Source organism: Mesorhizobium sp. M0030, assembly GCF_040323695.1.
Classification (GTDB): domain Bacteria; phylum Pseudomonadota; class Alphaproteobacteria; order Rhizobiales; family Rhizobiaceae; genus Mesorhizobium.
The window spans coordinates 397,366-416,349 of the sequence record NZ_JAMYVE010000004.1; the positions used below are offsets into that span (position 1 = coordinate 397,366).

Genomic DNA, 18,984 nt, shown 5'->3' on the forward strand with positions numbered 1-18,984 from the left:
TCAAGTTCGGCCGCTGCCAACCCCAGCGTCCGGGCTCAAGAAAAGACTCCGGCCATGACATACAACCAAAGCATCCAATGAGCAGTTCCGCCGCGCTTCTCCAATCCGATACGTTAGGCTCGCGCCTTGAATCGCGCGGCGATCTCACCTCCTTTTTCATGCAGCTTGCCGCCGAGATCGGCGCCGACAGCTACATGCTCGTCGCCATCGTCCACGACCAAGATCGCAACGACGCCCGCATCGTCTCATCCAACTGGATCTTCGACGCCATCGAACTGATCGGCAAGCGGCTGATCGCCGGCCTTGCCCAGGGACCGCTGACCGTTGCACCTGGCATCCGCCCGAGGCCACTGGTCGCCGCCGCGGCGCCCGACGCCGGCGGACTGCTCACCGGCGAAGAGGCGCGCCTGCTCGACGTGCTTGGCCATGCCGAAGTCTATTCACTGCGGCTCAATGTCGGTCGCCAGCGGCTGTTTGCGCTTTTCTCGGCGGCCGAGGCCGGCAGTATCGACCAGCCGGCGCTGATGAAGGCTCAGTTGAAGTGCTGCTACGCGCTGTCCGCTATCCCGCAATTGATCGCCGCCGCCGCCATGCAGGACCCGCTGTCCGACCGTGAGCGCGAATGCCTGTTCTGGGTGTCTGAAGGCAAGACCACCGATGAGGTCGCGGTGATCCTCGGGGTCTCGTCCAACACCGTCAACAGCTACATCACCCACGCCATCCAGAAATTCGCGGCCTCGAACCGCGCGATGGCCATCGCCACGGCGATCAGGAGCGGCATCATTTGAAACACGCTGACATCAAGGCGGCGGCCGAAGCCCTTTTCAACGAGCAGCGCAATCCGTTCGGCGCCTTCTCCATCGGTTCCGAGACGCACCATGCCGTTACCATCCCGGACGCGGTGCGCCGCTGCCGCTGGATCGCCGTCGACATCAACGCGTCGGCGTTTGGCCTCTATTTCGTCAGCCCCTCGCCGGAACGGGCGCGCCTGGTGCCGAGCTTCGATTCCGACTATCCAGCCACTGCGGTGACAACCAAGTTCATCGCCGGCGCCAACGGCGAGGAGATGGTGCGCCACAGCGGCGCCTCGACAGCGCCGCGCTGGTGGGCCGATGACGGCATCGCCGGCTCGGACGCCGTCTTCCAGAACCTCGCCTGGGCGGAGCGGACGGCGCCGCTGGCGCCGGGCACCAACGGCATTGCCTTTCCCGTCCATGCCGATCGCGGCCATTGCGGGCTGGTGGTGTTCCTCGGCTCGACGATCACTTTGCCGGAGGACACGCTCTACGAAATTCACGCCCGCTGTTTTTCGCTGTTCGCCGCCGTCGCCCGCATTCGTCCGAACGATGCCGGCCGGATGCGGTCGATCTCCAAGCGTGAACTGGAGTGCCTGAAGCTGACCGCCAACGGCAACACCAGCGAAGAGATCGCCAGGCTGTTGAAGCTGTCGGTCCACACCGCCAACCAGTATCTCACCCAGTCGACGCAGAAGCTCAACGCGGTCAACCGCAACCAGGCGGTGGCCAAGGCGCTGCGCCTGGGGCTGATCGAGTGATCCGAGTTGCGTCCGGCGATTGGGATAAGACAAAAGATCAGCGATAGGCGAGCGGCTCGGTCCGGCGAATGCGCGCCTCTTCGATCACCGTCTCCAGCAAGGCGGTGTTGTGCTCGGGATCCTCCCCGGGCTTTTCGAACGACACATAGTTGACCGCGACCGAAGACCTCTCCTCGCTCAGCGTCAGCTGGAAATAGACGGTGACGCCCGGCGGCCGAAGCTCGAGATCGAGCACGATGCGCGGGCTGCCGCTCCAGTCGACATGTGCCTCGCCGCCATGGCCGAGCCTGAGCGTGCCCGGCAGGAAAAAAAGCTCCACCGCCGAATCCACCAGATCCGACAGGCAAGCGAAATGCTCAAGCCGGATGAAGGCGATGTAGTCGGCGACATCGATCAGCCGCAACTCGTCGACCACCTGCTCGATGGCCTTGGCAACGATGAGTTCGCGGGATTTTGCGTGCGGTTGGCGGTTCATGAAATTTGTCTCCGCTCAGCCTTTTTGGAGTAGACGATCCGCACCAGTTCGGCGACGGCCTGGTAGAATTGCGACGGGATCACGCTATCAACCGAAACTTGCTTGTACATGGAGCGGGCGAGCGCCACGTCCTCGAAGATCGGGATGTTGTGCTCCTTGGCGATCTCGCGAATCTTGAGTGCAACCAGGTCCTGGCCCTTGGCCAGCACCAGGGGTGCTGAATCCTCGTCGCGGACATATCTGAGCGCGATGGAAAAGTGCGTCGGATTGGCGATGATCAGCGTCGCGCGCGGCACCGCCGTCATCATCCGCTTGCGCGCCCGGTCACGCGCCAGCGAGCGCAGCCGCGACTTGATGATCGGGTCGCCCTCGGACTGCTTGAACTCGTCCTTGATCTCCTGCTTGGTCATCCGCAGATCCTGCTTCCAGTGGAAGCGCGACCAGACGACGTCGACCGCCGCGATCAGCCCCATGACGAAGACGATGGCCACCAATATATCGACGGTGATGCTTTTGATGACGAGGCCGAAAGCGACGGGGTTGGTGATCATGCCGGCCAGGAGCTGGCGGTAGTCCTGCGACAGCGTGAAGTAGAGCACGATACTGGCGAAGCCGAGCTTGCCCAGCGACTTCAGGAACTCGACCCAGCCCTGAATACCGAACATCCTGGTCCAGCCCTTGGCTATCGAGATGCGCGACAGTTGCGGCCGGATCCGCTCGCCGACGACTTGCGGCATGTTCTGCAGCACCGAGGCGCCGATGCCGGCCACCACCAGCAGCGCCAGCAGGCTGACAACGGCATGGCCGATCTCCATCATCACGGTCTTGTAGAGCGCGATAACGTCGGTCTCGGTGTCCATCGGCCACGCCTCGGGCTTCTCCAGGAACATCGACAGGAACATGCCGAGATTGACGACCGCGTCCTTGGCGTAGAAGACGGTGAACACCAGTATAGCGATGAAGGACGCCAGAAGTGCGGCCTCCCTGGAATGGGGCAGCTTGCCCTGTTCGATGGTGTCGCGGATCTTCTTTTCGGTCGCGTCTTCGGTTTTGGAGTCTTTGTCAGCCGCTTCAGCCATTCAGCGCTCGGCGTTAAGCCGCTTCGCTCTGCTGCGATGAGGGCAGTTCGAAAGCCCCCTCGCGCGAAAGCCGGATTGTCGCCACCGCGATGTTCTTGCGCGCCGTCATGATGTCGGCAAGCTGAATGCCTTCCGAGCCCTGGCCGAGCTCGGACTCGATCATGCGCCGCGACCGTGCGCCGATCGCCGACAGCACCGATTCCGTCAATGCGGGCGCCGCACCGCGCAGCGCCAGCGTGATCAGTTCGGTCGACAGCCCGTCGAAAAGGAGTACCCTCGCCTTCTGCGTCAAAAGCGGCAGATCGTCGAAGGCAAACAACCTGGAGCGAACACCGCCGAGGTCCGGCGTGCCGGCCTCTTCCAGATCCTGCATGACCTCTTCCAACTGAGGCTTGTCCATCTCGTTGAGCATACTGGCGACGCGCGCCTGTCCCGCCGAGATATCCTTGGTCGCGGTCTGCGCCAGCACGCTGGCGCGCAGCTGGTTCTCGATGATCCTGGTGGCCGCGTCCGGAATGGTCGCCATCGTCACCATGCGCTTGATGATCTCGCTGCGCATCGGCTTTTCCATGGTCAGCAAAATGTTGGCGGCGGCTTGCGGCGCAAGCTTCGACAGCACCATGGCCGCGGTCTGGGGATGCTCGGCGGCAAGGAATGTGCCCAGACGCGTCGGTTCGAGCTTTTCCAGCTCCGGCCAGATCGGCGGTGGCCCTTCCGGCGCAACCTCGAAGCGCTTGTCGCCCATGATGGCGCTCATCTCTTCGGGCGACAGCGATTCATTGAGGATCGTGTCCATCCGGTCGGCGGAATCGAGCAGGCCCGCACCTTCGGTGAACTCGGCCTCGAATTCGGCAACGATGCGTTCGAGGTCGCTTTGCGGAATGGTGCGCAGCAGCCGCGCCCCTTCGATCAGTGCCTTCAGTTCTTCTTGCTTGAAGAATTTCAGCAGCCGGCTGGCCGAAGGTTTGCCCATCGCCACCAGGATGGCGGCGGCCTTTTGCGGGCGCGTGAGCGTCACCGGCGTCGTCATGGCATCCGCTCCTGCTGAGACCGCATGTCATTCATTGCTCAAGCGCCCTTGGTCGCCGCGATAATTTCGGTCAGCCTGATGCCAAAGCGCGACGGATCGCTTTCCAGCACGGTGATCTCGCCGCGCGCGATCTTGCGGCCGTTGACCACGACATCGACCGGTTCGCCGATGCGCCGGTTGAGCGCCACCGTCGAGCCCTTCTGCAGCGCCATCAGGTCCGACACCGGCATTTCCGTACTGCCGAGGATGATCTGCACATCGACCGGGATGCTCATGATGATGTTGGAATTGGCGCCGGACGTGGCAGCCCGCAAGGCGGCGTCGGGGCGCTTTTCCTCCTCCTGGAGGACGCCGCGCAATTCCTCGATGGCGCGGTCGAGTTGTTCGTCCGGCTGGTCGATATTGGCTTCCACCTTGGTCTTGGCCATCAGTCGTCTCCAAATGCTTGGGCTTGCCCGGCGTCAGCCCGGCATGAGCCCATCGATAAAATCCTGACCGGCATCGTAAGGATGCCTGATCCGGACGGTGTAGTTCTGCCCGAGTTTACCGAACTCGCAGACAAACAGCGTCTTGTCGCGCGCGCTCAGCTTGGCTTGGGACTGCGCCGTCTCCTCGAGCTCGATGATCTGGCCCGGCTCGAAGCCGGCGAGGTCGCCGAGCGTCAGGCGGGCCAGCGGCATGGTCGCTTCGAGCGTCACCGTCGAGCGCATCACTTCTTCGGAAAAACGTGCCCGCCAGTCGGAGGTCGTGCCTTCGCTGTCGTGGACATCGGCGATACCGCGTGTGGCCAGCAGGATGCGCTGCGGGATCATCACCGTGACCGTTCCGCTGTCGGTCGGCGTCGAGATGCCGAAGACGATGCGCACCGCCGCGCCATCGCGCAGCACGCGGCGCTTGGCTTCGCTGCCCGAAAGCGCCCGCGGCACCGGCAGCCGCAGCTCGAGCGAGCGCCGGCCCGATCCGTTCAACGCCTGCGCAACTTCCTGAAAGACCGTGGTCGCGACATCGGTCTCGATCTGCGACAGAGCGCGCTCGATCGGCGAAACCGGCTGATCCGGATCGCCGCCGAACAGCGCGCACACCATCACGGCGATGGCCGGCGCATCAGCCACCAGCGTCATCGCATCCGAAGACGTCGGCGATGCTATGATGGCCATGGCAAAGGCATCGCCGGCATTCGTGCGGGCATCGGGAACACGGCTGATCTCGACCGTGCGCAGGTCGACGGTGACCGGTGCACCGAGCTCGCCGGCCAGGCTCTTCTGCAGCAGCGGCAGTGCGCGCTCCCCCATTGAGCGCCCGGTGCCGATGACGTGAGCGGCCTCACCGCTGTCACCGACCAGACGCTCGATGATCAGCGAGCGGGCTTGCGAGGGGCTGCCAGGACTTGTCATGACGGCGTGCGGTCCTGTCTGTCGTCATGCATGGCTCAAGCCGCTTTCTTCTCGGCGGAAGCTGTGTTCATCGTGCTTTGCTCGACGGCATCGATCGTCGGCCGCTCATAGGACGAGATGGTCTTGCGGCCGAACTCGATCGCCACCTGCGGCAGAGCGCCGTTCATGTAGGCAAGCAGCGTCTGCTTGACGATGATATAGAGGCGGTTCTTCTTCTCGCGCACCGTCTTGATCTTGGTGGCGACCGGCCCGACCACTGCATAGGACAGGAAGATGCCGAGGAAGGTTCCGACAAGGGCGGCGCCGATCAGGCCGCCGAGGATTTCGGGCGACTGGTCGAGCGCGCCCATCGCCTTGACCACGCCGAGCACGGCGGCGACGATGCCGAGCGCCGGCAGACCGTCGCCCACCGCCACCAGCGCATGGTAAGCCTTCATCTTGTCGGACTTGATGGTCTGGATTTCCTCGTCCATCAGCGCCTCGATCTCATGCGAGCGGGCATTGCCGATGATGATGATGCGGCAGTAGTCGCAGATGAAATTCGTCAGGTCGTGGTTCTTGAGCACGGTCGGGAACGCCTGGAAGATTGCCGACTCCTCCGGATTGTCGATATGCGCCTCGACCTCGCTGCGCGACTTCGAGCGCAGTTCGCGCATCAGGCTGTGCAGCACGCCCAGCGTCTCCAGATAGTCGCGCTCTTTCGGCACCGCCTGCTTGAACGCTTCGAGGATACCCCTGCCGGTGTCCTTGACCGTCTTCATCGGGTTGGCGACGAGAAAGGTTCCAAGTGCGGCGCCACAGATGACCACCGCTTCCCAAGGCTGCATCAGCACATGCAGATGGCCGCCCATCGCCATGAAGCCGCCGAGAACACAGCCGAGCGTCACCACAAGTCCGATCAGAATGCCCACGCCAGATCCTTCCGCATCACGTCAGGCCTAACCGATAGCCCCCGTGCCTTGTGTGAGGCTTGAATCATGCAAGGTGAGGCGATTCAGCCTCGCGCAAGCAAGTCCGCATAGTCTTGCTTTTGAAGCTGCGACCGGAGGCATGTCGTGTTGAGCACTTTTACCAGCTACCAGCTCATCGCCAGGGACATCCCCAAGGCGATCGACCGCATCGAGGCGGAGCCGATCACCAAGCGCGACACCGACTACTATCTCGCGAACATCGGCAGCGTGAAATCGATCGACGATTTCGTCAAGAACGACCGGCTGTTCAAATATGCCATGAAGGCCTTCGGTCTCGGCGACATGGCTTACGCCAAGGCCTTCATGGTCAAAGCCCTGAAGGAAGGGGTGTCGGATTCCGACAGCTTCGCCAACAAACTGAGCGACAAGCGTTATGCCGAGTTCGTGTCGGCCTTCAATTTCGCCGCACTTGGCGCTAATGCCACGAGCTACAATTCGGCACAGCAGGGCGTGACCAACAATTATGGTCTCCAGGTCTCGGTCGGCCCTTCGCAGAACGGCTTCACCTACTACAAGGGCGAAACCTCGTACTACCTGAGCAACATTTCCAACGTAAAATCGATCGACGACCTGATGGGCAACGATCGCCTGCTCACCTATGCGATGGCCGCGTTCGGCCTGGACGCCGACGCCGAGCCGGCTGCGACCGTGCGGGCCATGCTGGAAGGCGGCGTCACCGACCCGAACAGCCCCGCAAACACGTCGACAAACAAGGGCTATGCGGCTTTCGTCGCGGCTTTCGACTTTGCCCAATATGGCGACCAGGCTACGGCGCGCGACGCCGTCCAGCAGGCGGTGCCGAAGGCTGTGATCGGCGGAACCGGACTGTTGCTCGTCAAGCCGACCGCGCAATACATCAAGGGCGAGGCCGACTACTACGCAGCCAACATCTCCAAGGTGAAGTCCATCGAAGACCTGCTGAAGGACAAGCGCCTGCTGACCTTCGCCATGGCTGCCTATGGGCTTGATGCATCGACCCAGACGACGAAGCAGATCCGCACCATGGTCAATGGCGGCGTCACCGATCCGTTGAGTCCCGCCAACCTGTTGACCGACAAGAGCTACGCCAACTTCGTCAGCGCCTTTGATTTTGCCCAGTATGGCGATCAGACGATCACGCGCGACGCGGTGCTGAAGACCACGCCGAAGCTCTACACGACCGAGTCCAGTCTTGGCCTCATCAAGCCGAATGCGGACGCCGTCCAGGCCGAGACCAGCTACTACCTCGCCAACATCACCAAGGTGAAATCGGTCGACGACCTGATGGCCGACAGCCGCCTTTATAACTATGCTCTGTCCGCAAGCGGGCTCGATCCGGCGACCACCAACAAGGATCTCGTCCGTGATGTCCTTGAGGGCGGTGTCCGCGATCCCGCCAGTGTCGCCAACAAGCTCTCCAACAAGGCCTATGCCAGGCTCGCCACCTCGTTGAATTTCGAGGCCTACGGCGAAGCGGCAACGACCCGCAGCCCGTCGCAGCAGCCGGTGGTCGACAAATACATGCGCCAGACCTTGGAAGAAGACGCCGGCAAGACCAATGAGGGCGTGCGGTTGGCGCTCTATTTCGAGCGCAAGGCCTCGACCATCACCAACTGGTACGACGTGCTGGCCGACACGGCCCTGGCCAGCGTGGTACGCACCGCCATCGGCCTGCCCGATTCCTTCGCTGCCGCAGATATCGACAAGCAGGCGCAGGCCTTCGAGGCAAAGCTCGACCTCACCGATTTCACCGACCCGGCCAAGCTCGAGAAATTCCTCACCCGCTTCACCAGCCTTTGGGAAATCAATCATCCGACCTCGACCGCCCAGACATCGATCGGTGTGCTGTTTGCGCAGCCGACCACCGTCGGCATCTCGACCGATCTGATGATGGCCATGCAGAAACTGAGATTCTGAGAACACCATGCAGGACAGCCTTTACGTCGCCCTTTCCTCGCAGATCGCGCTTGAGCGCCGTCTCGACACCATCGCCGATAATGTCGCCAACGCCTCGACCATCGGCTTTCGCGCCACCGGCGTGAAGTTCGAGGATGTCGTCTCCGGCAGCGGCCCCAAATCGGTGTCCTTCGCCTCCTCCGGCAAGACCTATTTGTCCGGCGCGCATGGCGCGATGACGCAGACCGGCAACCCGTTCGACTTCGCCGTCCAGGGCGATGCCTGGTTCGGCATCGACACCCCGGCCGGCACCGTGATGACGCGCGACGGACGCTTTTCGATGAACGAGAACGGCGAGTTGATGTCGCTCGAAGGCCATCCGGTGCTCGACGCCGGCGGTGCGCCGATCCAGCTCGACCCGCGCGACGGCCCACCCAAGGCGGGCGCCGACGGCTCGCTGCGCCAGGGCGACAAGCTCGTCGGCGCCATCGGCCTGTTCAATTTCGATCCCGGCCCGAATTTCGTCCGCTACGGCAATTCTGGCATCGTGCCCGCGCGTGCGCCGGAGCCGGTCACCGACCGTTCCGATCTCGGCGTCGCGCAGGGCTATGTCGAGGAATCCAACGTCAATCCGGTGCTGGAGATGACGCGCCTGATCATGGTCCAGCGCGCCTTCGAGAACACGGCGGCGCTGATGCGCCAGACCGATGCCTCGACCGACGACGCCATCAAGACGCTCGGCTCCAAGTCGTAGCAGCATGTCGAGCAGCAAATCATCGATACGCGCGCTTGAACGGCAACCGGAGACAGCACCGGAAAACCGGCTGGCTGCGCTGGAGCGGATCTGGCGCCGCTTCGATGACACCGAGACGTTGCTGCGGCGCGGCGGCCGTGTTTCGGAGGTTTCGCCAACGCATTACAAGGTGCGCGGCCTGTCTGAAGTCGCCAGGCTTGGCGACCTCGTCGAACAGCGCGGCAATGCCGGCACGCGCCGCGGCGAGATCGTCAGGATCGGCCGCGACGAAGTCGTCATCGCCCCTTTCGAACGCAGCGCCGACGCCGGCATCGGCGACGCCGTGTTTCGCCGCGGCCCGCTGACGGTAACGCCGCATGCTTCGTGGCGTGGGCGCGCCATCGACGCGCTGACCCGCGTCATCGACGGCGGCCCGCCGCTGATCAGGATCGGCGAGGCTGCGAGCGGCGACGGCACAACGCCCGGCGCCATGGCGCGGCAGCGCGTCGGCACCGCCTTCACGACCGGGGTCAAGGTCATCGACATCTTCACGCCGCTCTGCCTCGGCCAGCGCCTCGGCGTCTTTGCCGGTTCCGGCGTCGGCAAGTCGACGCTGCTCGCCATGCTGGCCGGCGCCGACGCCTTCGACACCGTGGTCGTGGCGCTGATCGGCGAGCGCGGCCGCGAGGTACGCGAATTCCTCGAAGACACGATCGGCGCAGAGAGCATGGCCAAGACGGTCGCCGTCGTCGCTACCAGCGACGAGAGCGCCATGATGCGCCGGCGCGCGCCGGATACCGCCATGCGCGTTGCCGAACATTTTCGCGACCAGGGCCATCGCGTGCTGCTGGTGCTGGATTCGATTACCCGCTTTGCCCATGCGCTGCGCGAGGTAGCGACCGGCACCGGCGAGCCGCCGGTCGCCCGCGGCTATCCCGCTTCGGTTTTCACCGACCTGCCCAAGCTGCTCGAACGCGCTGGCCCGGGCGCTGAAGGCCCCGGTATCAAAGGACAGGGATCAATCACTGCCATCATCTCGGTGCTGGTCGACGGCGACGACCACAACGACCCGGTCGCCGATTCGGTACGCGGCATTCTCGACGGCCATGTCGTGCTCGACCGCGCCATTGCCGAACAGGGCCGCTACCCCCCGGTCAATCCGCTGTCGTCGATCTCGCGCCTCGCCGACAAGGCATGGAGCCCCGAGCAACGCATGCTGGTGACCAGGCTGAAGTCGATGATCTCGCGCTTCGAGGACACGCGCGACATCCGCCTGCTCGGCGCCTATCAGGGCGGCGCCGATGCCGAGCTCGATATTGCCGTGCGCCAGGTGCCGCTGATCTACGAGGCGCTGACGCAGTCGCCCAGGGATCGCGCCTCGAGCGACGCATTCTCCGACCTCGCCCGTCATCTGAAAGGCAAGCAAAGTGTCGATGCAGGAGACTGAGCTTCAGTACACCGAGCGGCTTTTGCGCGAGATGATCGCAGAGGCCAGTGCCGCCGAGGAAGCCCGGGCCAACGAAGCGAGAGCTGTCAGGGCAAAGGCCGATCTCGACAAGGCCGCCAAGGCTGAGGCCATTCTGGCCAGGGCCGCCAGGCCATTCTTGCCCAGGGTAGCCAGCGTAGTCGAGTCCACTGTGCCTCGCTTGGCCGAGCCTGCCTTGCCCAGCGTCGTCAAGCCTGAATTGCCAAGGACCCCTCGCGCCGGCCCCAAAGAAGCGATCGAGACCAGTCGTGACTCGCTTCTCGACGGGCTGTTCCCGGTCACCGAATGGCCGCAGCCGCCAAGGCCGCAATATCCCAGGCTCGACAAGAAATCCGACCGCCGCAGCGATATCGTCTTTGCCGCGCTCGGCATCACGCTTGGCCTGATCTGCGCGCTGTTTCCCTGGTATATCTTCTTCAATCAGGACCAGTTCGGCGTGCAGGCGATCAAGTTCGGCGGCAGCGGCACCAATGCAGGGCGGGTCAGCGGCGGCTCGCAGATGGAGAACAGCGGTCAGCCGCTGACGGCAAACGATGTTCCCGATGTCGACCTGTTCGCCACCGGCACGCTGCAGGACCCCGAGGACAAGACCCAGCCTCCCGGCGTCGACGAGCAGCCCTTCCCGGCGGACGCCAAATTTCGCATGGTTCATGTCGCCAATGGCCGCGCCATGATCGAGGACGATGCCGGCCTGTGGATCGTCCAGCGCGGCTCGAAGCTGCCCGATACCAGCGTCGTCTCGTCGATCGAGCAACGGGGCGGCAAGTGGGTCATGGTCACCAGCACCGACCAGGTGATCGAACTCTCCAAATAGCGGCACACCGGATTTACCCCCGAGCCGCGCAAGGTCCGCGCAAGACTGGCAGCCTAGTCTTGTACGTACCAGCCCGGAGATCCCCATGGAGCCCGTCAATCTTTTCGATCTCGCCGCCAAGCAGTCGCAATGGCTGTCGGTGCGCCAGTCGGCCATTGCCGGCAACATCGCCAACGTCAACACGCCGGGCTACACCGCCGGCGATGTCGAGCCGTTTGAGAAGGTGCTCGACCGCACGGCAGTGTCGCTGACCGCCACCCAGGCAGGCCACCTCGGCACTGCCGCCACTAATGCCGGCTTCACGGTCAAGCCAGAAGAGACGACCGGCGCCATCATGCCCTCGAAGAACACGGTCGTGGTCGAGAACGAACTGATGAAGGCCGGCGAGGTCCGCCGCTCGTTTGAACTCAACACCGCGATCGTCAAGGCCTTCCATTCGATGATGATGATGGCGGTGAAGAGCTGACCATGGACGCCTTGACCTCAGCCCTCAAGATCGCCGCGTCCGGCCTCAGCGCCCAGTCGGACCGCTTGCGCGTCGTCTCGGAAAATCTCGCCAACGCGCAGTCGACCGGCAACACCCCGGGCGCTGACCCCTATCGCCGCAAGACCATCAGTTTCGTCTCGGAACTCGACCGTGCCTCCGGTGGCACGACAGTTGAGGTCAACTCCATCGACCGCGACCCCAGCGACTTTCCCGTCGAATTCCAGCCCGGCAACGAGGCCGCCGACGACAAGGGCTACGTCAAGATGCCCAATGTCAACGTGCTGGTCGAGATGGCCGACATGAGCGAGGCCAACCGCTCCTACGAAGCCAACCTTCAGGTCATCAAGCAGGCGCGTGATCTGATCTCCATGACCATCGACCTGATGAGGAACCAGTAATGATCAGCGGCATTGGCGGTATCGGATCGCTTCCCCTCAAGCCGGAGATCGGTGGCGCCGATACCACGACCGACCTGTTCCAGGGCACCAGGGCGCCGATGGCCGGCAGCGAAATCGGCGCCACCTTCGCCGAAGCGCTGAGCCAGGCTGCTTCAAAGACCGTCAACACCTTGCACAACGCCGAGCAGGTCTCGATCCAGGCGCTCAAGGGCGACGCCGATACCCGTCAGGTCGTCGACGCCGTCATGAGCGCCCAGCAGGCCCTGCAGACCACGATCGCCATCCGCGACAAGGTCGTCTCCGCCTATCTCGAAATCAGCCGTATGGGCATCTGAGGAGACTTGCCGTGAAAGCACTCGCCATCGCAGCGACCGGCATGAATGCCCAGCAGACCAATCTGGAAGTGATCGCCAACAACATCGCCAACATCAACACCACCGGCTACAAGCGCGCGCGCGCCGAATTCTCCGACCTGCTCTACCAGGTCGACCGCACGCAGGGCGTGCCCAACCGCTCCAATTCATCGCTGGTGCCGGAAGGCGTGTCGATTGGCCTTGGCGTCAAGACGACGGCGGTGCGCAACGTCCATACCCAGGGCGAACTGACCTCGACCGGCAACAGTTTCGACATGGCGCTGACCGGCCGAGGCTGGTTCCAGATCGAGGGCGCCGACGGCGGCACACTCTACAGCCGCGCCGGCGCCTTCAACACCAACGCCACCGGCCAGCTGGTGACCGTCGACGGCGCCAATGTCATCCCGGCCATCACCGTGCCGACCGATGCCATCGAAGTCGTGGTCAACAAGACCGGCCAGGTCTTTGCCCGCATCGACGGCCAGACCGACCTCCAGCTGCTCGGCCAGCTGCAACTCGCCAACTTCGCCAATGAAGCCGGCCTGGCGCCGCTCGGCGATAATCTGTTCCAGGAAACGCCGGCCTCGGGCCCGGCCAATGTCGGCGTGCCCGGCGATCCCGGCTTCGCCTCGGTCGAGCAGGGTTATCTCGAGGCCTCCAACGTCGATCCTGTCAAGGAAATCACCGAGCTGATCTCGGCGCAGCGCGCCTATGAGATGAACTCCAAGGTCATCCAGGCCGCCGACGACATGGCCTCCGTCGTGTCCAAGAACATCAGGTAAGGTTTGATGCTCTCTCCGGCCTCCCGCTCCCCGCTTTGCCGCACCGCGCTGATGCTCGCGCTGGTAGCCGGCGGTGTGCCGGCGTTTGCCCAGGAGAGCGCAGACCAGCAGACCAGCACCCACGTCGCGAGCAGTCAGGCAACCGGCGAGATCGTTCTGATCCCCGACCGGGTCATTTATCCCGGCGAGATGATCGACACCGGCGTGCTGAAACCGGTGACGCTGCTCCCCGGAAAGCACAGGCCGGATGCGGTCGCCACGCAGGCCATGGAACTCCAGGGCAAGGTCGCCAAGCGCACGCTGCTGCCCGGCCGCTACATCCCGGCCGCCGCCATCCGCGACGCCTGGCTGGTCGAACAGGGCGCCGCCGTGCAGGTCTATTTCATCGCCGGCGACCTCACCATTTCGGCTACGGCGGTGTCGCTGCAGCCGGGTGCCGCCGGCGATTTGATCAAGGTCCGCAACACAGACAGCGGCAAGATCTTTTCCGGCACGGTGATGGCGGACGGCACCGTCCGGGTCAGCGCGTCATGAGACGCGGAGCTGCCCTTCTGCTCGCGACCGTTGTCGGCCTGCAGCCGGCGCTGGCCGACGGTCTTACGCCGAAGCAAAAGCGCGATCTTGCCGGCCAGAATGGCGGCGCCTTTGTCGATCCCGAATATGATCCGGCCACCACCAACCGCATGTTCAGGGTCTCCAACGGCCCAAGCTCTCTGCCACCCGGCCAGGTCGCATCGCGCATCAAGGACATTGCGCAGCTGCAGGCTTCGCGCGACAACCAGCTCGTCGGCTACGGCCTCGTCATCGGCCTCGCCGGATCGGGCGACAGCCTGCGCAATTCGCCCTTCACCGAACAGTCGATCCGCGCCATGCTCGAAAATCTCGGCATCGCCACCGAAGGCGGCAGCGCGCGGGCCAAGAACGTCGCCGCCGTCATCGTCACCGCCAACATGCCGCCTTACGTGCAGTCGGGCGCCCGCATCGACATCGACGTCTCCTCGATGGGCGACGCCACATCGCTTGCCGGCGGCACGCTGATAATGACGCCACTGAAGGCGGCCGATGGCGAAATCTATGCTGTCGGGCAAGGCTCGGTCATCGTTTCCGGCTTCACTGCCCAGGGCGATGCCGAAAAGCTGACGCAGGGCGTGCCGACGGCCGGCCGCGTGCCCAACGGCGCCATCGTCGAGCGCACGGTGCGCGCCGAATTCGAGGACCAGGCGCTGCTCACCTTGCAATTGCGCAACCCCGATTTCTCCACTGCCGTTCGCATCGCCGACGCCATCAACGGCTACACCTCGCAACGCTTCGGCATGCGCGTGGCGGCGGAGCGCGATGCACGTACCGTGCAGATCAGGCGGCCGAAGAATGTTTCGGCGGCGCGCTTCTACGCCGAGATCGAGAATTTGGTGGTCGAGACCGACACGCCGGCACGCGTCGTCATCGACGAACGCACCGGCACCATCGTCATCGGCAACGAGGTCAAGATCTCGCGGGTGGCGATCAGCCACGGCACGCTCACCGTGCGCATCACCGAACAGCCGAAGATCGTCCAGCCGGAACCGTTCTCCAAGGGCGTGACAGCGGAGGAACCCTTCACCACCATCGATGCCACGCGGCCTGACGCCCGCGTCAATGTGCTCGACGGACCGAACCTCGAAACGCTGGTGTCGGGCCTCAACCGTCTCGGCGTCAAGCCGGACGGCATCATTGCCATTTTGCAAGGCATCAAGTCGGCCGGCGCTTTGCAGGCCGATCTGGTTCTCCAATAGGCCATGCCGATGATCGATTTCTTTTCCCAAAAGCAGCACCGCCGAAGCGCGGCCTTGGCAGCTTGCGTCATCGCCGCCACCGTCCTTGCCGGCGGCACTGTCCGCGCGGAAGAAGCGGTGCGGCAGGTTCTGCCTGGCGGGCAACAGCCGGCGGCAATGCAGCAGCTGGTCCGCGAGAAGGTGCCCGATGAAAGCGAGATCCAGCGCTTCTGCTCCAACATCGCCGACGCCGCCCGCGACCGCCGTTACGCGCTGCAGGCCGAAGAGTTGAAGCAGTTGCAGGCTGGCATCGACCAGCGCATGAAGGCGCTGGACGACAAGCGCGCCGAATACGAGCAATGGCTGAAGCGGCGTGAAGTTTTCCTGGCCCGCGCCGAGGATGGCGTCGTCAAGATCTATGCCGGCATGAAACCGGATGCCGCGGCCGAGCGCCTGGCCATGGTCAACACTGATCTCGCCGCCGCCATCCTGATGAAACTCGATTCGCGCAAGGCCGGCGTCATTCTCAACGAAATGGACCAGAAGGCGGCAGCCACGCTCACCGGCATTATGGCCAGCGCGGCGCGAAGGGTAGACCCGTCATGAAGTCGCATATACTCGCCCTGGTCGCCACCGCTTCACTTGCCGGCTGCGCCTCCGACCCCAGGGAGATCGGCAGGGAGCCGGCGCTGTCGCCGGTTGGCGCCGGCATTACCGGCAGCGTCAATGCGCCCTACTCCTATCCCGAAACGCCACCCGCGCCAGTGAAGAAATTCTCGCTGTGGGATGATCGCCAGAGCCGGTTGTTCACCGACCCACGCGCGCTGCGCGATGGCGACATCCTCACCGTCAGGATCAAGCTCAACGACAAGGCCAACTTCAAGAACCAGAACGACCGCAGCCGCACCGCCGGGCGCAAGCTCGGCTATGACGTCAACCTCGGATGGGAAGGTGCCACCACCAGCGGCAAGGGCGACGCGGGGCTGAGCTCCACCACCGAAACCAATGCGGACGGCGAAATCAAGCGCTCGGAGAACCTCGAGCTCAACGTCGCCGCCGTCGTCACCGAAGTCCTGCCCAACGGCAATCTGATGATCCGGGGCTCACAGGAGGTGCGCGTCAATTACGAGCTCAGGGTGCTGACCATCGCCGGCATGGTGCGTCCATCCGATATCGGCGCTGAAAACACCATCTCTTATGAACGCATCGCCGAGGCGCGCATCTCCTATGGCGGCCGCGGCCGCGTCAGCGAAATCCAGCAGCCCGCTTACGGTCAGCAGATCCTCGACCAAGTCCTCCCCTTTTAGGACTGGAGAACGGCGCCGTGGCAAATGTCGAACAGGTTCAGCAAAAAAAGGGCCCGTCGCTTGTCATCCAGCTTGCGATGCTGCTGGCGATGACGGGCGCCGCGATCGGCATGGGCTGGATGTCCGGCGGCTATCTGAAGGGCGTCGGGGGACCGGTGCCGGTGCCCGCCGCGCCCGAGAACCAGTCCAACGCCGAGCAACCGAGCAAGGCGGCCGAACATGCGCCCGGCACCGGGCCGACGCTTGTCCAGCTGGCGCCGATCACCACCAATCTGGCTTCGCCTGCCGACACCTGGATAAGGCTGGAAGCGTCGGTGGTCTACGATGCGCCGCAGCCGCCGGAACTTACCGAAAGCATTCACCAGGACCTGCTTGCCATGGTCCGCACCCTGAAGATGCATCAGATCGAAGGCGCCAGCGGCTACCAGCATTTGAAAGCCGACCTCGAGGAGCGCGCCGCAATCCGCAGCGGTGGCCATGCCAAACAGGTTCTGATCAGGACATTGCTGCTCGAATGAGAAAACTCGTCCTCGCCGCCGCGATCGTCGTCGCCGCCACCTCTGTCGCCGCCGCCCAGCAGCTCGATCTCGGCGGCATCGGCAAGGCCGACGGCGCCACCGTCGGCTATATCATCCAGATGTTCGGTCTGATCACCGTGCTGTCGGTGGCGCCGGGCCTGTTGATCATGGTGACGAGCTTCACCCGCTTCGTCATCGCCTTCTCGATCCTGCGCGCCGGCATCGGCCTGCAGTCGACGCCGGCCAATCTGATCCTGATCTCGCTGTCGCTGTTCATGACCTTCTACGTCATGGCGCCGACCTTCGACCAGGCCTGGAACACCGGCGTCAAGCCGCTGATGGACAACCAGATCAGCCAGACCGAGGCGTTCGAAAAGATTTCGGACCCGTTCCGCACCTTCATGCTGCACAATGTCCGCGACAAGGACTTCGACCTGTTCGCCGATCTCGCCCGCGAACGCGGCCAGGTCGTTGCCAGGGACACCGTCGACCTGCGCATCCTGGTGCCGGCCTTCATGATCTCCGAAATCCGCCGCGGCTTCGAGATCGGCTTCCTGATCGTGCTGCCGTTCCTCGTCATCGACCTGATCGTCGCCACCATCACCATGGCCATGGGCATGATGATGCTGCCGCCGACCGTCGTTTCGCTGCCCTTCAAGATCCTGTTCTTCGTCCTCATCGACGGCTGGAACCTGCTTGTCGGCAGCCTGGTGCGCTCCTTCACCTGACCGTCCGCGCGCCGTTGGCGCCTTGCTAAAGTTTTATGCAATATATTTCCGGTTAACCGTCCCGTTTAGCCCTTTGGTAGGGACTTGCCCGCATATTGCTCGCAGATGGCGGGTGATCGGGTCTCACGATCATTGGCATGATGCCGCTCCGTCATACCGGAAAAGCCGGTATGTCAAAAACACCCTGTAAAAATCAAGGTACGAGTAGCCATGTCCAGTATCATGACGAACGCCTCGGCGCTGACCGCGCTGCAGAGCCTGAACAACACCAACAAATCCCTCGAGCAGACGCAGGCCCGCATCTCGACCGGCTACCGCGTTGCCACCGCTTCCGACAACGCCGCTTACTGGTCGATCGCGACCTCGATGAAGTCCGACAACAAGGCCAACTCGGCCGTGCAGGACGCCCTCGGCCTCGGCGCCGGCAAGGTTGACACCGCCTACACCGCCATCAACGACGTCAAGGACCAGGTCGACCTGATCAAGACCAAGCTGGTCACTGCCCGTAGCGCCTCGAAGGAAGACCAGCAGAAGATCGCGACCGAAATCAACGCCATCCAGGCGCAGATCAAGTCCTCGGTCGCCAACGCCAACTTCGCCGGCTCGAACCTGCTGCAGAACGACGCTGCCGCCGCGTCCGACCTGAAGATCGTTGCGGCTTACAACCGTACCGGCGCGACCGTCACCATCGACACCATCGACGTCAAGGCTGCCGATACGCAGGTTCTCGATGTCGCCGGCACGGGCGGCATCGTCGGTGGCCTGCTCGCCGCGGCCTTCTTCGACCCCAGCACCACGGCGGTTACCCCCGCCGCCATCGACACCGCGCTCGGCACTGTTGAAACGGCGCTTGCCAAGCTGTCCACCGGCGCTGCCTCGCTCGGCGCTGCCAAGTCGCGCATCGACACCCAGAAGAGCTTCCTGTCGAACCTGTCGGACTCGATCGACAAGGGCGTCGGCGCTCTGGTCGACGCAGACATGAACAAGGAATCGACCCGTCTGCAGGCCCTCCAGGTCCAGCAGCAGCTCGGCATCCAGGCGCTGTCGATCGCCAACGGCAACTCGCAGTCGATCCTGTCGCTCTTCCGCGGCTGATCTCTCGACTTTACGACTGACACCATCCGTGGGGGGGGGGGCCCCCCCCCCCGGCCCGGGGGGGGGGGGGCCGCGCGACGAAGCTCTTTACGAGCACCCCCACCCCGATCCGCTATGCGGATCGACCCTCCCCACAAGGGGGAGGGTAAAGTG

General features: G+C 63.8%; 23 protein-coding genes. 17 read left to right on the top strand and 6 right to left on the bottom strand.

Translation table 11 applies throughout. The features are described 5' to 3' along the window. Window positions 1-77 precede the first annotated feature (77 nt). Both NKJ80_RS11965 and NKJ80_RS11970 read left to right on the top strand, forming a co-directional pair. The gene (locus NKJ80_RS11965) at window positions 78-788 is read left to right on the top strand and encodes a helix-turn-helix transcriptional regulator (RefSeq protein WP_023671758.1); all 711 of its coding nucleotides are present in this window, start codon (window positions 78-80) and stop codon (window positions 786-788) included. Next, the gene (locus NKJ80_RS11970) at window positions 785-1,555 is read left to right on the top strand and encodes a helix-turn-helix transcriptional regulator (protein ID WP_352497617.1); all 771 of its coding nucleotides are present in this window, start codon (window positions 785-787) and stop codon (window positions 1,553-1,555) included. Before NKJ80_RS11965 ends, NKJ80_RS11970 begins: the two co-directional genes overlap by 4 nt. Window positions 1,556-1,592: 37 nt before the next feature. Here NKJ80_RS11970 and NKJ80_RS11975 read toward each other — a convergent pair whose 3' ends face one another. From NKJ80_RS11975 to motA, 6 genes are read right to left on the bottom strand one after another with little or no spacing between them, the layout of a single operon-like run. Then, window positions 1,593-2,030 (bottom strand): BspJ family T4SS effector nucleomodulin, encoded by a 438-nt coding sequence (locus tag NKJ80_RS11975; protein WP_023671756.1) that lies wholly within the window; start codon window positions 2,028-2,030, stop codon window positions 1,593-1,595. Then, window positions 2,027-3,109 (bottom strand): flagellar biosynthesis protein FlhB, encoded by a 1,083-nt coding sequence (gene flhB, locus NKJ80_RS11980; RefSeq protein ID WP_352497618.1) that lies wholly within the window; start codon window positions 3,107-3,109, stop codon window positions 2,027-2,029. The genes NKJ80_RS11975 and flhB overlap by 4 nt, the downstream gene beginning before the upstream one ends. A gap of 13 nt (window positions 3,110-3,122) precedes the next feature. Next, window positions 3,123-4,139, bottom strand: coding sequence for a flagellar motor switch protein FliG (locus NKJ80_RS11985; protein WP_023683476.1), 1,017 nt, complete (start codon window positions 4,137-4,139; stop codon window positions 3,123-3,125). Window positions 4,140-4,177: 38 nt separating this feature from the next. After that, window positions 4,178-4,567: a flagellar motor switch protein FliN gene (fliN, locus tag NKJ80_RS11990; RefSeq protein WP_023683477.1), complete on the bottom strand. Its 390-nt coding sequence runs from the start codon at window positions 4,565-4,567 to the stop codon at window positions 4,178-4,180. 33 nt (window positions 4,568-4,600) lie between these two features. Continuing rightward, window positions 4,601-5,533: a FliM/FliN family flagellar motor switch protein gene (locus NKJ80_RS11995; RefSeq protein WP_023703971.1), complete on the bottom strand. Its 933-nt coding sequence runs from the start codon at window positions 5,531-5,533 to the stop codon at window positions 4,601-4,603. A gap of 35 nt (window positions 5,534-5,568) precedes the next feature. After that, window positions 5,569-6,444, bottom strand: a complete 876-nt coding sequence (gene motA / locus NKJ80_RS12000; RefSeq protein ID WP_023671751.1) for a flagellar motor stator protein MotA — start codon at window positions 6,442-6,444, stop codon at window positions 5,569-5,571. A 144-nt stretch (window positions 6,445-6,588) separates the two neighbouring features. On the opposite strand from motA, the gene NKJ80_RS12005 reads away from it, so the two are divergent. The 15 genes from NKJ80_RS12005 to NKJ80_RS12075 all read left to right on the top strand — a co-directional run bounded on the left by NKJ80_RS12005 (window position 6,589) and on the right by NKJ80_RS12075 (window position 18,831). Further along, complete coding sequence (locus tag NKJ80_RS12005; protein ID WP_352497619.1) at window positions 6,589-8,400, top strand: DUF1217 domain-containing protein; 1,812 nt, start codon at window positions 6,589-6,591, stop codon at window positions 8,398-8,400. 7 nt (window positions 8,401-8,407) lie between these two features. Further along, window positions 8,408-9,133 carry a flagellar basal-body rod protein FlgF gene (flgF, locus tag NKJ80_RS12010; protein WP_023671749.1) on the top strand — a complete coding sequence of 242 codons (726 nt, stop codon included), beginning with the start codon at window positions 8,408-8,410 and terminating at the stop codon, window positions 9,131-9,133. Window positions 9,134-9,137: 4 nt separating this feature from the next. Beyond that, window positions 9,138-10,559: a flagellar protein export ATPase FliI gene (gene fliI / locus NKJ80_RS12015; RefSeq protein WP_023710976.1), complete on the top strand. Its 1,422-nt coding sequence runs from the start codon at window positions 9,138-9,140 to the stop codon at window positions 10,557-10,559. After that, window positions 10,546-11,412 (top strand): hypothetical protein, encoded by an 867-nt coding sequence (locus NKJ80_RS12020; RefSeq protein ID WP_023673646.1) that lies wholly within the window; start codon window positions 10,546-10,548, stop codon window positions 11,410-11,412. Before fliI ends, NKJ80_RS12020 begins: the two co-directional genes overlap by 14 nt. A gap of 85 nt (window positions 11,413-11,497) precedes the next feature. After that, window positions 11,498-11,878, top strand: a complete 381-nt coding sequence (flgB, locus tag NKJ80_RS12025; RefSeq protein WP_023683310.1) for a flagellar basal body rod protein FlgB — start codon at window positions 11,498-11,500, stop codon at window positions 11,876-11,878. Between the two features lie 2 nt (window positions 11,879-11,880). Next, on the top strand, window positions 11,881-12,297 hold the full coding sequence (gene flgC / locus NKJ80_RS12030; RefSeq protein WP_023686341.1) for a flagellar basal body rod protein FlgC: 417 nt from the start codon (window positions 11,881-11,883) through the stop codon (window positions 12,295-12,297). Beyond that, window positions 12,297-12,632: a flagellar hook-basal body complex protein FliE gene (gene fliE, locus NKJ80_RS12035; RefSeq protein WP_023686342.1), complete on the top strand. Its 336-nt coding sequence runs from the start codon at window positions 12,297-12,299 to the stop codon at window positions 12,630-12,632. Before flgC ends, fliE begins: the two co-directional genes overlap by 1 nt. Window positions 12,633-12,643: 11 nt before the next feature. Next, on the top strand, window positions 12,644-13,432 hold the full coding sequence (flgG, locus tag NKJ80_RS12040) for a flagellar basal-body rod protein FlgG (protein ID WP_023686343.1): 789 nt from the start codon (window positions 12,644-12,646) through the stop codon (window positions 13,430-13,432). A 6-nt stretch (window positions 13,433-13,438) separates the two neighbouring features. Then, window positions 13,439-13,966 carry a flagellar basal body P-ring formation chaperone FlgA gene (flgA, locus tag NKJ80_RS12045; RefSeq protein WP_352497620.1) on the top strand — a complete coding sequence of 176 codons (528 nt, stop codon included), beginning with the start codon at window positions 13,439-13,441 and terminating at the stop codon, window positions 13,964-13,966. After that, on the top strand, window positions 13,963-15,204 hold the full coding sequence (locus NKJ80_RS12050) for a flagellar basal body P-ring protein FlgI (protein WP_023683306.1): 1,242 nt from the start codon (window positions 13,963-13,965) through the stop codon (window positions 15,202-15,204). Before flgA ends, NKJ80_RS12050 begins: the two co-directional genes overlap by 4 nt. 3 nt (window positions 15,205-15,207) lie before the next feature. Beyond that, on the top strand, window positions 15,208-15,789 hold the full coding sequence (locus NKJ80_RS12055) for a MotE family protein (protein ID WP_031195437.1): 582 nt from the start codon (window positions 15,208-15,210) through the stop codon (window positions 15,787-15,789). After that, window positions 15,786-16,490: a flagellar basal body L-ring protein FlgH gene (flgH, locus tag NKJ80_RS12060; RefSeq protein ID WP_023686346.1), complete on the top strand. Its 705-nt coding sequence runs from the start codon at window positions 15,786-15,788 to the stop codon at window positions 16,488-16,490. Before NKJ80_RS12055 ends, flgH begins: the two co-directional genes overlap by 4 nt. Before the next feature lie 17 nt (window positions 16,491-16,507). Continuing rightward, window positions 16,508-17,008, top strand: a complete 501-nt coding sequence (locus tag NKJ80_RS12065; RefSeq protein WP_023686347.1) for a flagellar basal body-associated FliL family protein — start codon at window positions 16,508-16,510, stop codon at window positions 17,006-17,008. Next, a complete protein-coding gene (gene fliP / locus NKJ80_RS12070; protein WP_023686348.1) occupies window positions 17,005-17,736 on the top strand; it encodes a flagellar type III secretion system pore protein FliP in 732 nt (243 codons plus the stop codon). Before NKJ80_RS12065 ends, fliP begins: the two co-directional genes overlap by 4 nt. A gap of 210 nt (window positions 17,737-17,946) precedes the next feature. Further along, window positions 17,947-18,831 carry a flagellin N-terminal helical domain-containing protein gene (locus tag NKJ80_RS12075; protein WP_023683303.1) on the top strand — a complete coding sequence of 295 codons (885 nt, stop codon included), beginning with the start codon at window positions 17,947-17,949 and terminating at the stop codon, window positions 18,829-18,831. Window positions 18,832-18,984: the final 153 nt, after the last annotated feature.

Coding starts and splice junctions, on each gene's coding strand:
- NKJ80_RS11965 (WP_023671758.1), top strand. CDS start 78: ATGAGCAGTTCCGCCGCGCTTCTCCAATCCGATACGTTAGGCTCGCGC.
- NKJ80_RS11975 (WP_023671756.1), bottom strand. CDS start 2,030: ATGAACCGCCAACCGCACGCAAAATCCCGCGAACTCATCGTTGCCAAG.
- flhB (WP_352497618.1), bottom strand. CDS start 3,109: ATGGCTGAAGCGGCTGACAAAGACTCCAAAACCGAAGACGCGACCGAA.
- NKJ80_RS11985 (WP_023683476.1), bottom strand. CDS start 4,139: ATGACGACGCCGGTGACGCTCACGCGCCCGCAAAAGGCCGCCGCCATC.
- fliN (WP_023683477.1), bottom strand. CDS start 4,567: ATGGCCAAGACCAAGGTGGAAGCCAATATCGACCAGCCGGACGAACAA.
- NKJ80_RS11995 (WP_023703971.1), bottom strand. CDS start 5,533: ATGACAAGTCCTGGCAGCCCCTCGCAAGCCCGCTCGCTGATCATCGAG.
- flgF (WP_023671749.1), top strand. CDS start 8,408: ATGCAGGACAGCCTTTACGTCGCCCTTTCCTCGCAGATCGCGCTTGAG.
- fliI (WP_023710976.1), top strand. CDS start 9,138: ATGTCGAGCAGCAAATCATCGATACGCGCGCTTGAACGGCAACCGGAG.
- NKJ80_RS12020 (WP_023673646.1), top strand. CDS start 10,546: ATGCAGGAGACTGAGCTTCAGTACACCGAGCGGCTTTTGCGCGAGATG.
- flgB (WP_023683310.1), top strand. CDS start 11,498: ATGGAGCCCGTCAATCTTTTCGATCTCGCCGCCAAGCAGTCGCAATGG.
- flgC (WP_023686341.1), top strand. CDS start 11,881: ATGGACGCCTTGACCTCAGCCCTCAAGATCGCCGCGTCCGGCCTCAGC.
- fliE (WP_023686342.1), top strand. CDS start 12,297: ATGATCAGCGGCATTGGCGGTATCGGATCGCTTCCCCTCAAGCCGGAG.
- flgA (WP_352497620.1), top strand. CDS start 13,439: ATGCTCTCTCCGGCCTCCCGCTCCCCGCTTTGCCGCACCGCGCTGATG.
- NKJ80_RS12050 (WP_023683306.1), top strand. CDS start 13,963: ATGAGACGCGGAGCTGCCCTTCTGCTCGCGACCGTTGTCGGCCTGCAG.
- NKJ80_RS12055 (WP_031195437.1), top strand. CDS start 15,208: ATGCCGATGATCGATTTCTTTTCCCAAAAGCAGCACCGCCGAAGCGCG.
- flgH (WP_023686346.1), top strand. CDS start 15,786: ATGAAGTCGCATATACTCGCCCTGGTCGCCACCGCTTCACTTGCCGGC.
- fliP (WP_023686348.1), top strand. CDS start 17,005: ATGAGAAAACTCGTCCTCGCCGCCGCGATCGTCGTCGCCGCCACCTCT.
- NKJ80_RS12075 (WP_023683303.1), top strand. CDS start 17,947: ATGTCCAGTATCATGACGAACGCCTCGGCGCTGACCGCGCTGCAGAGC.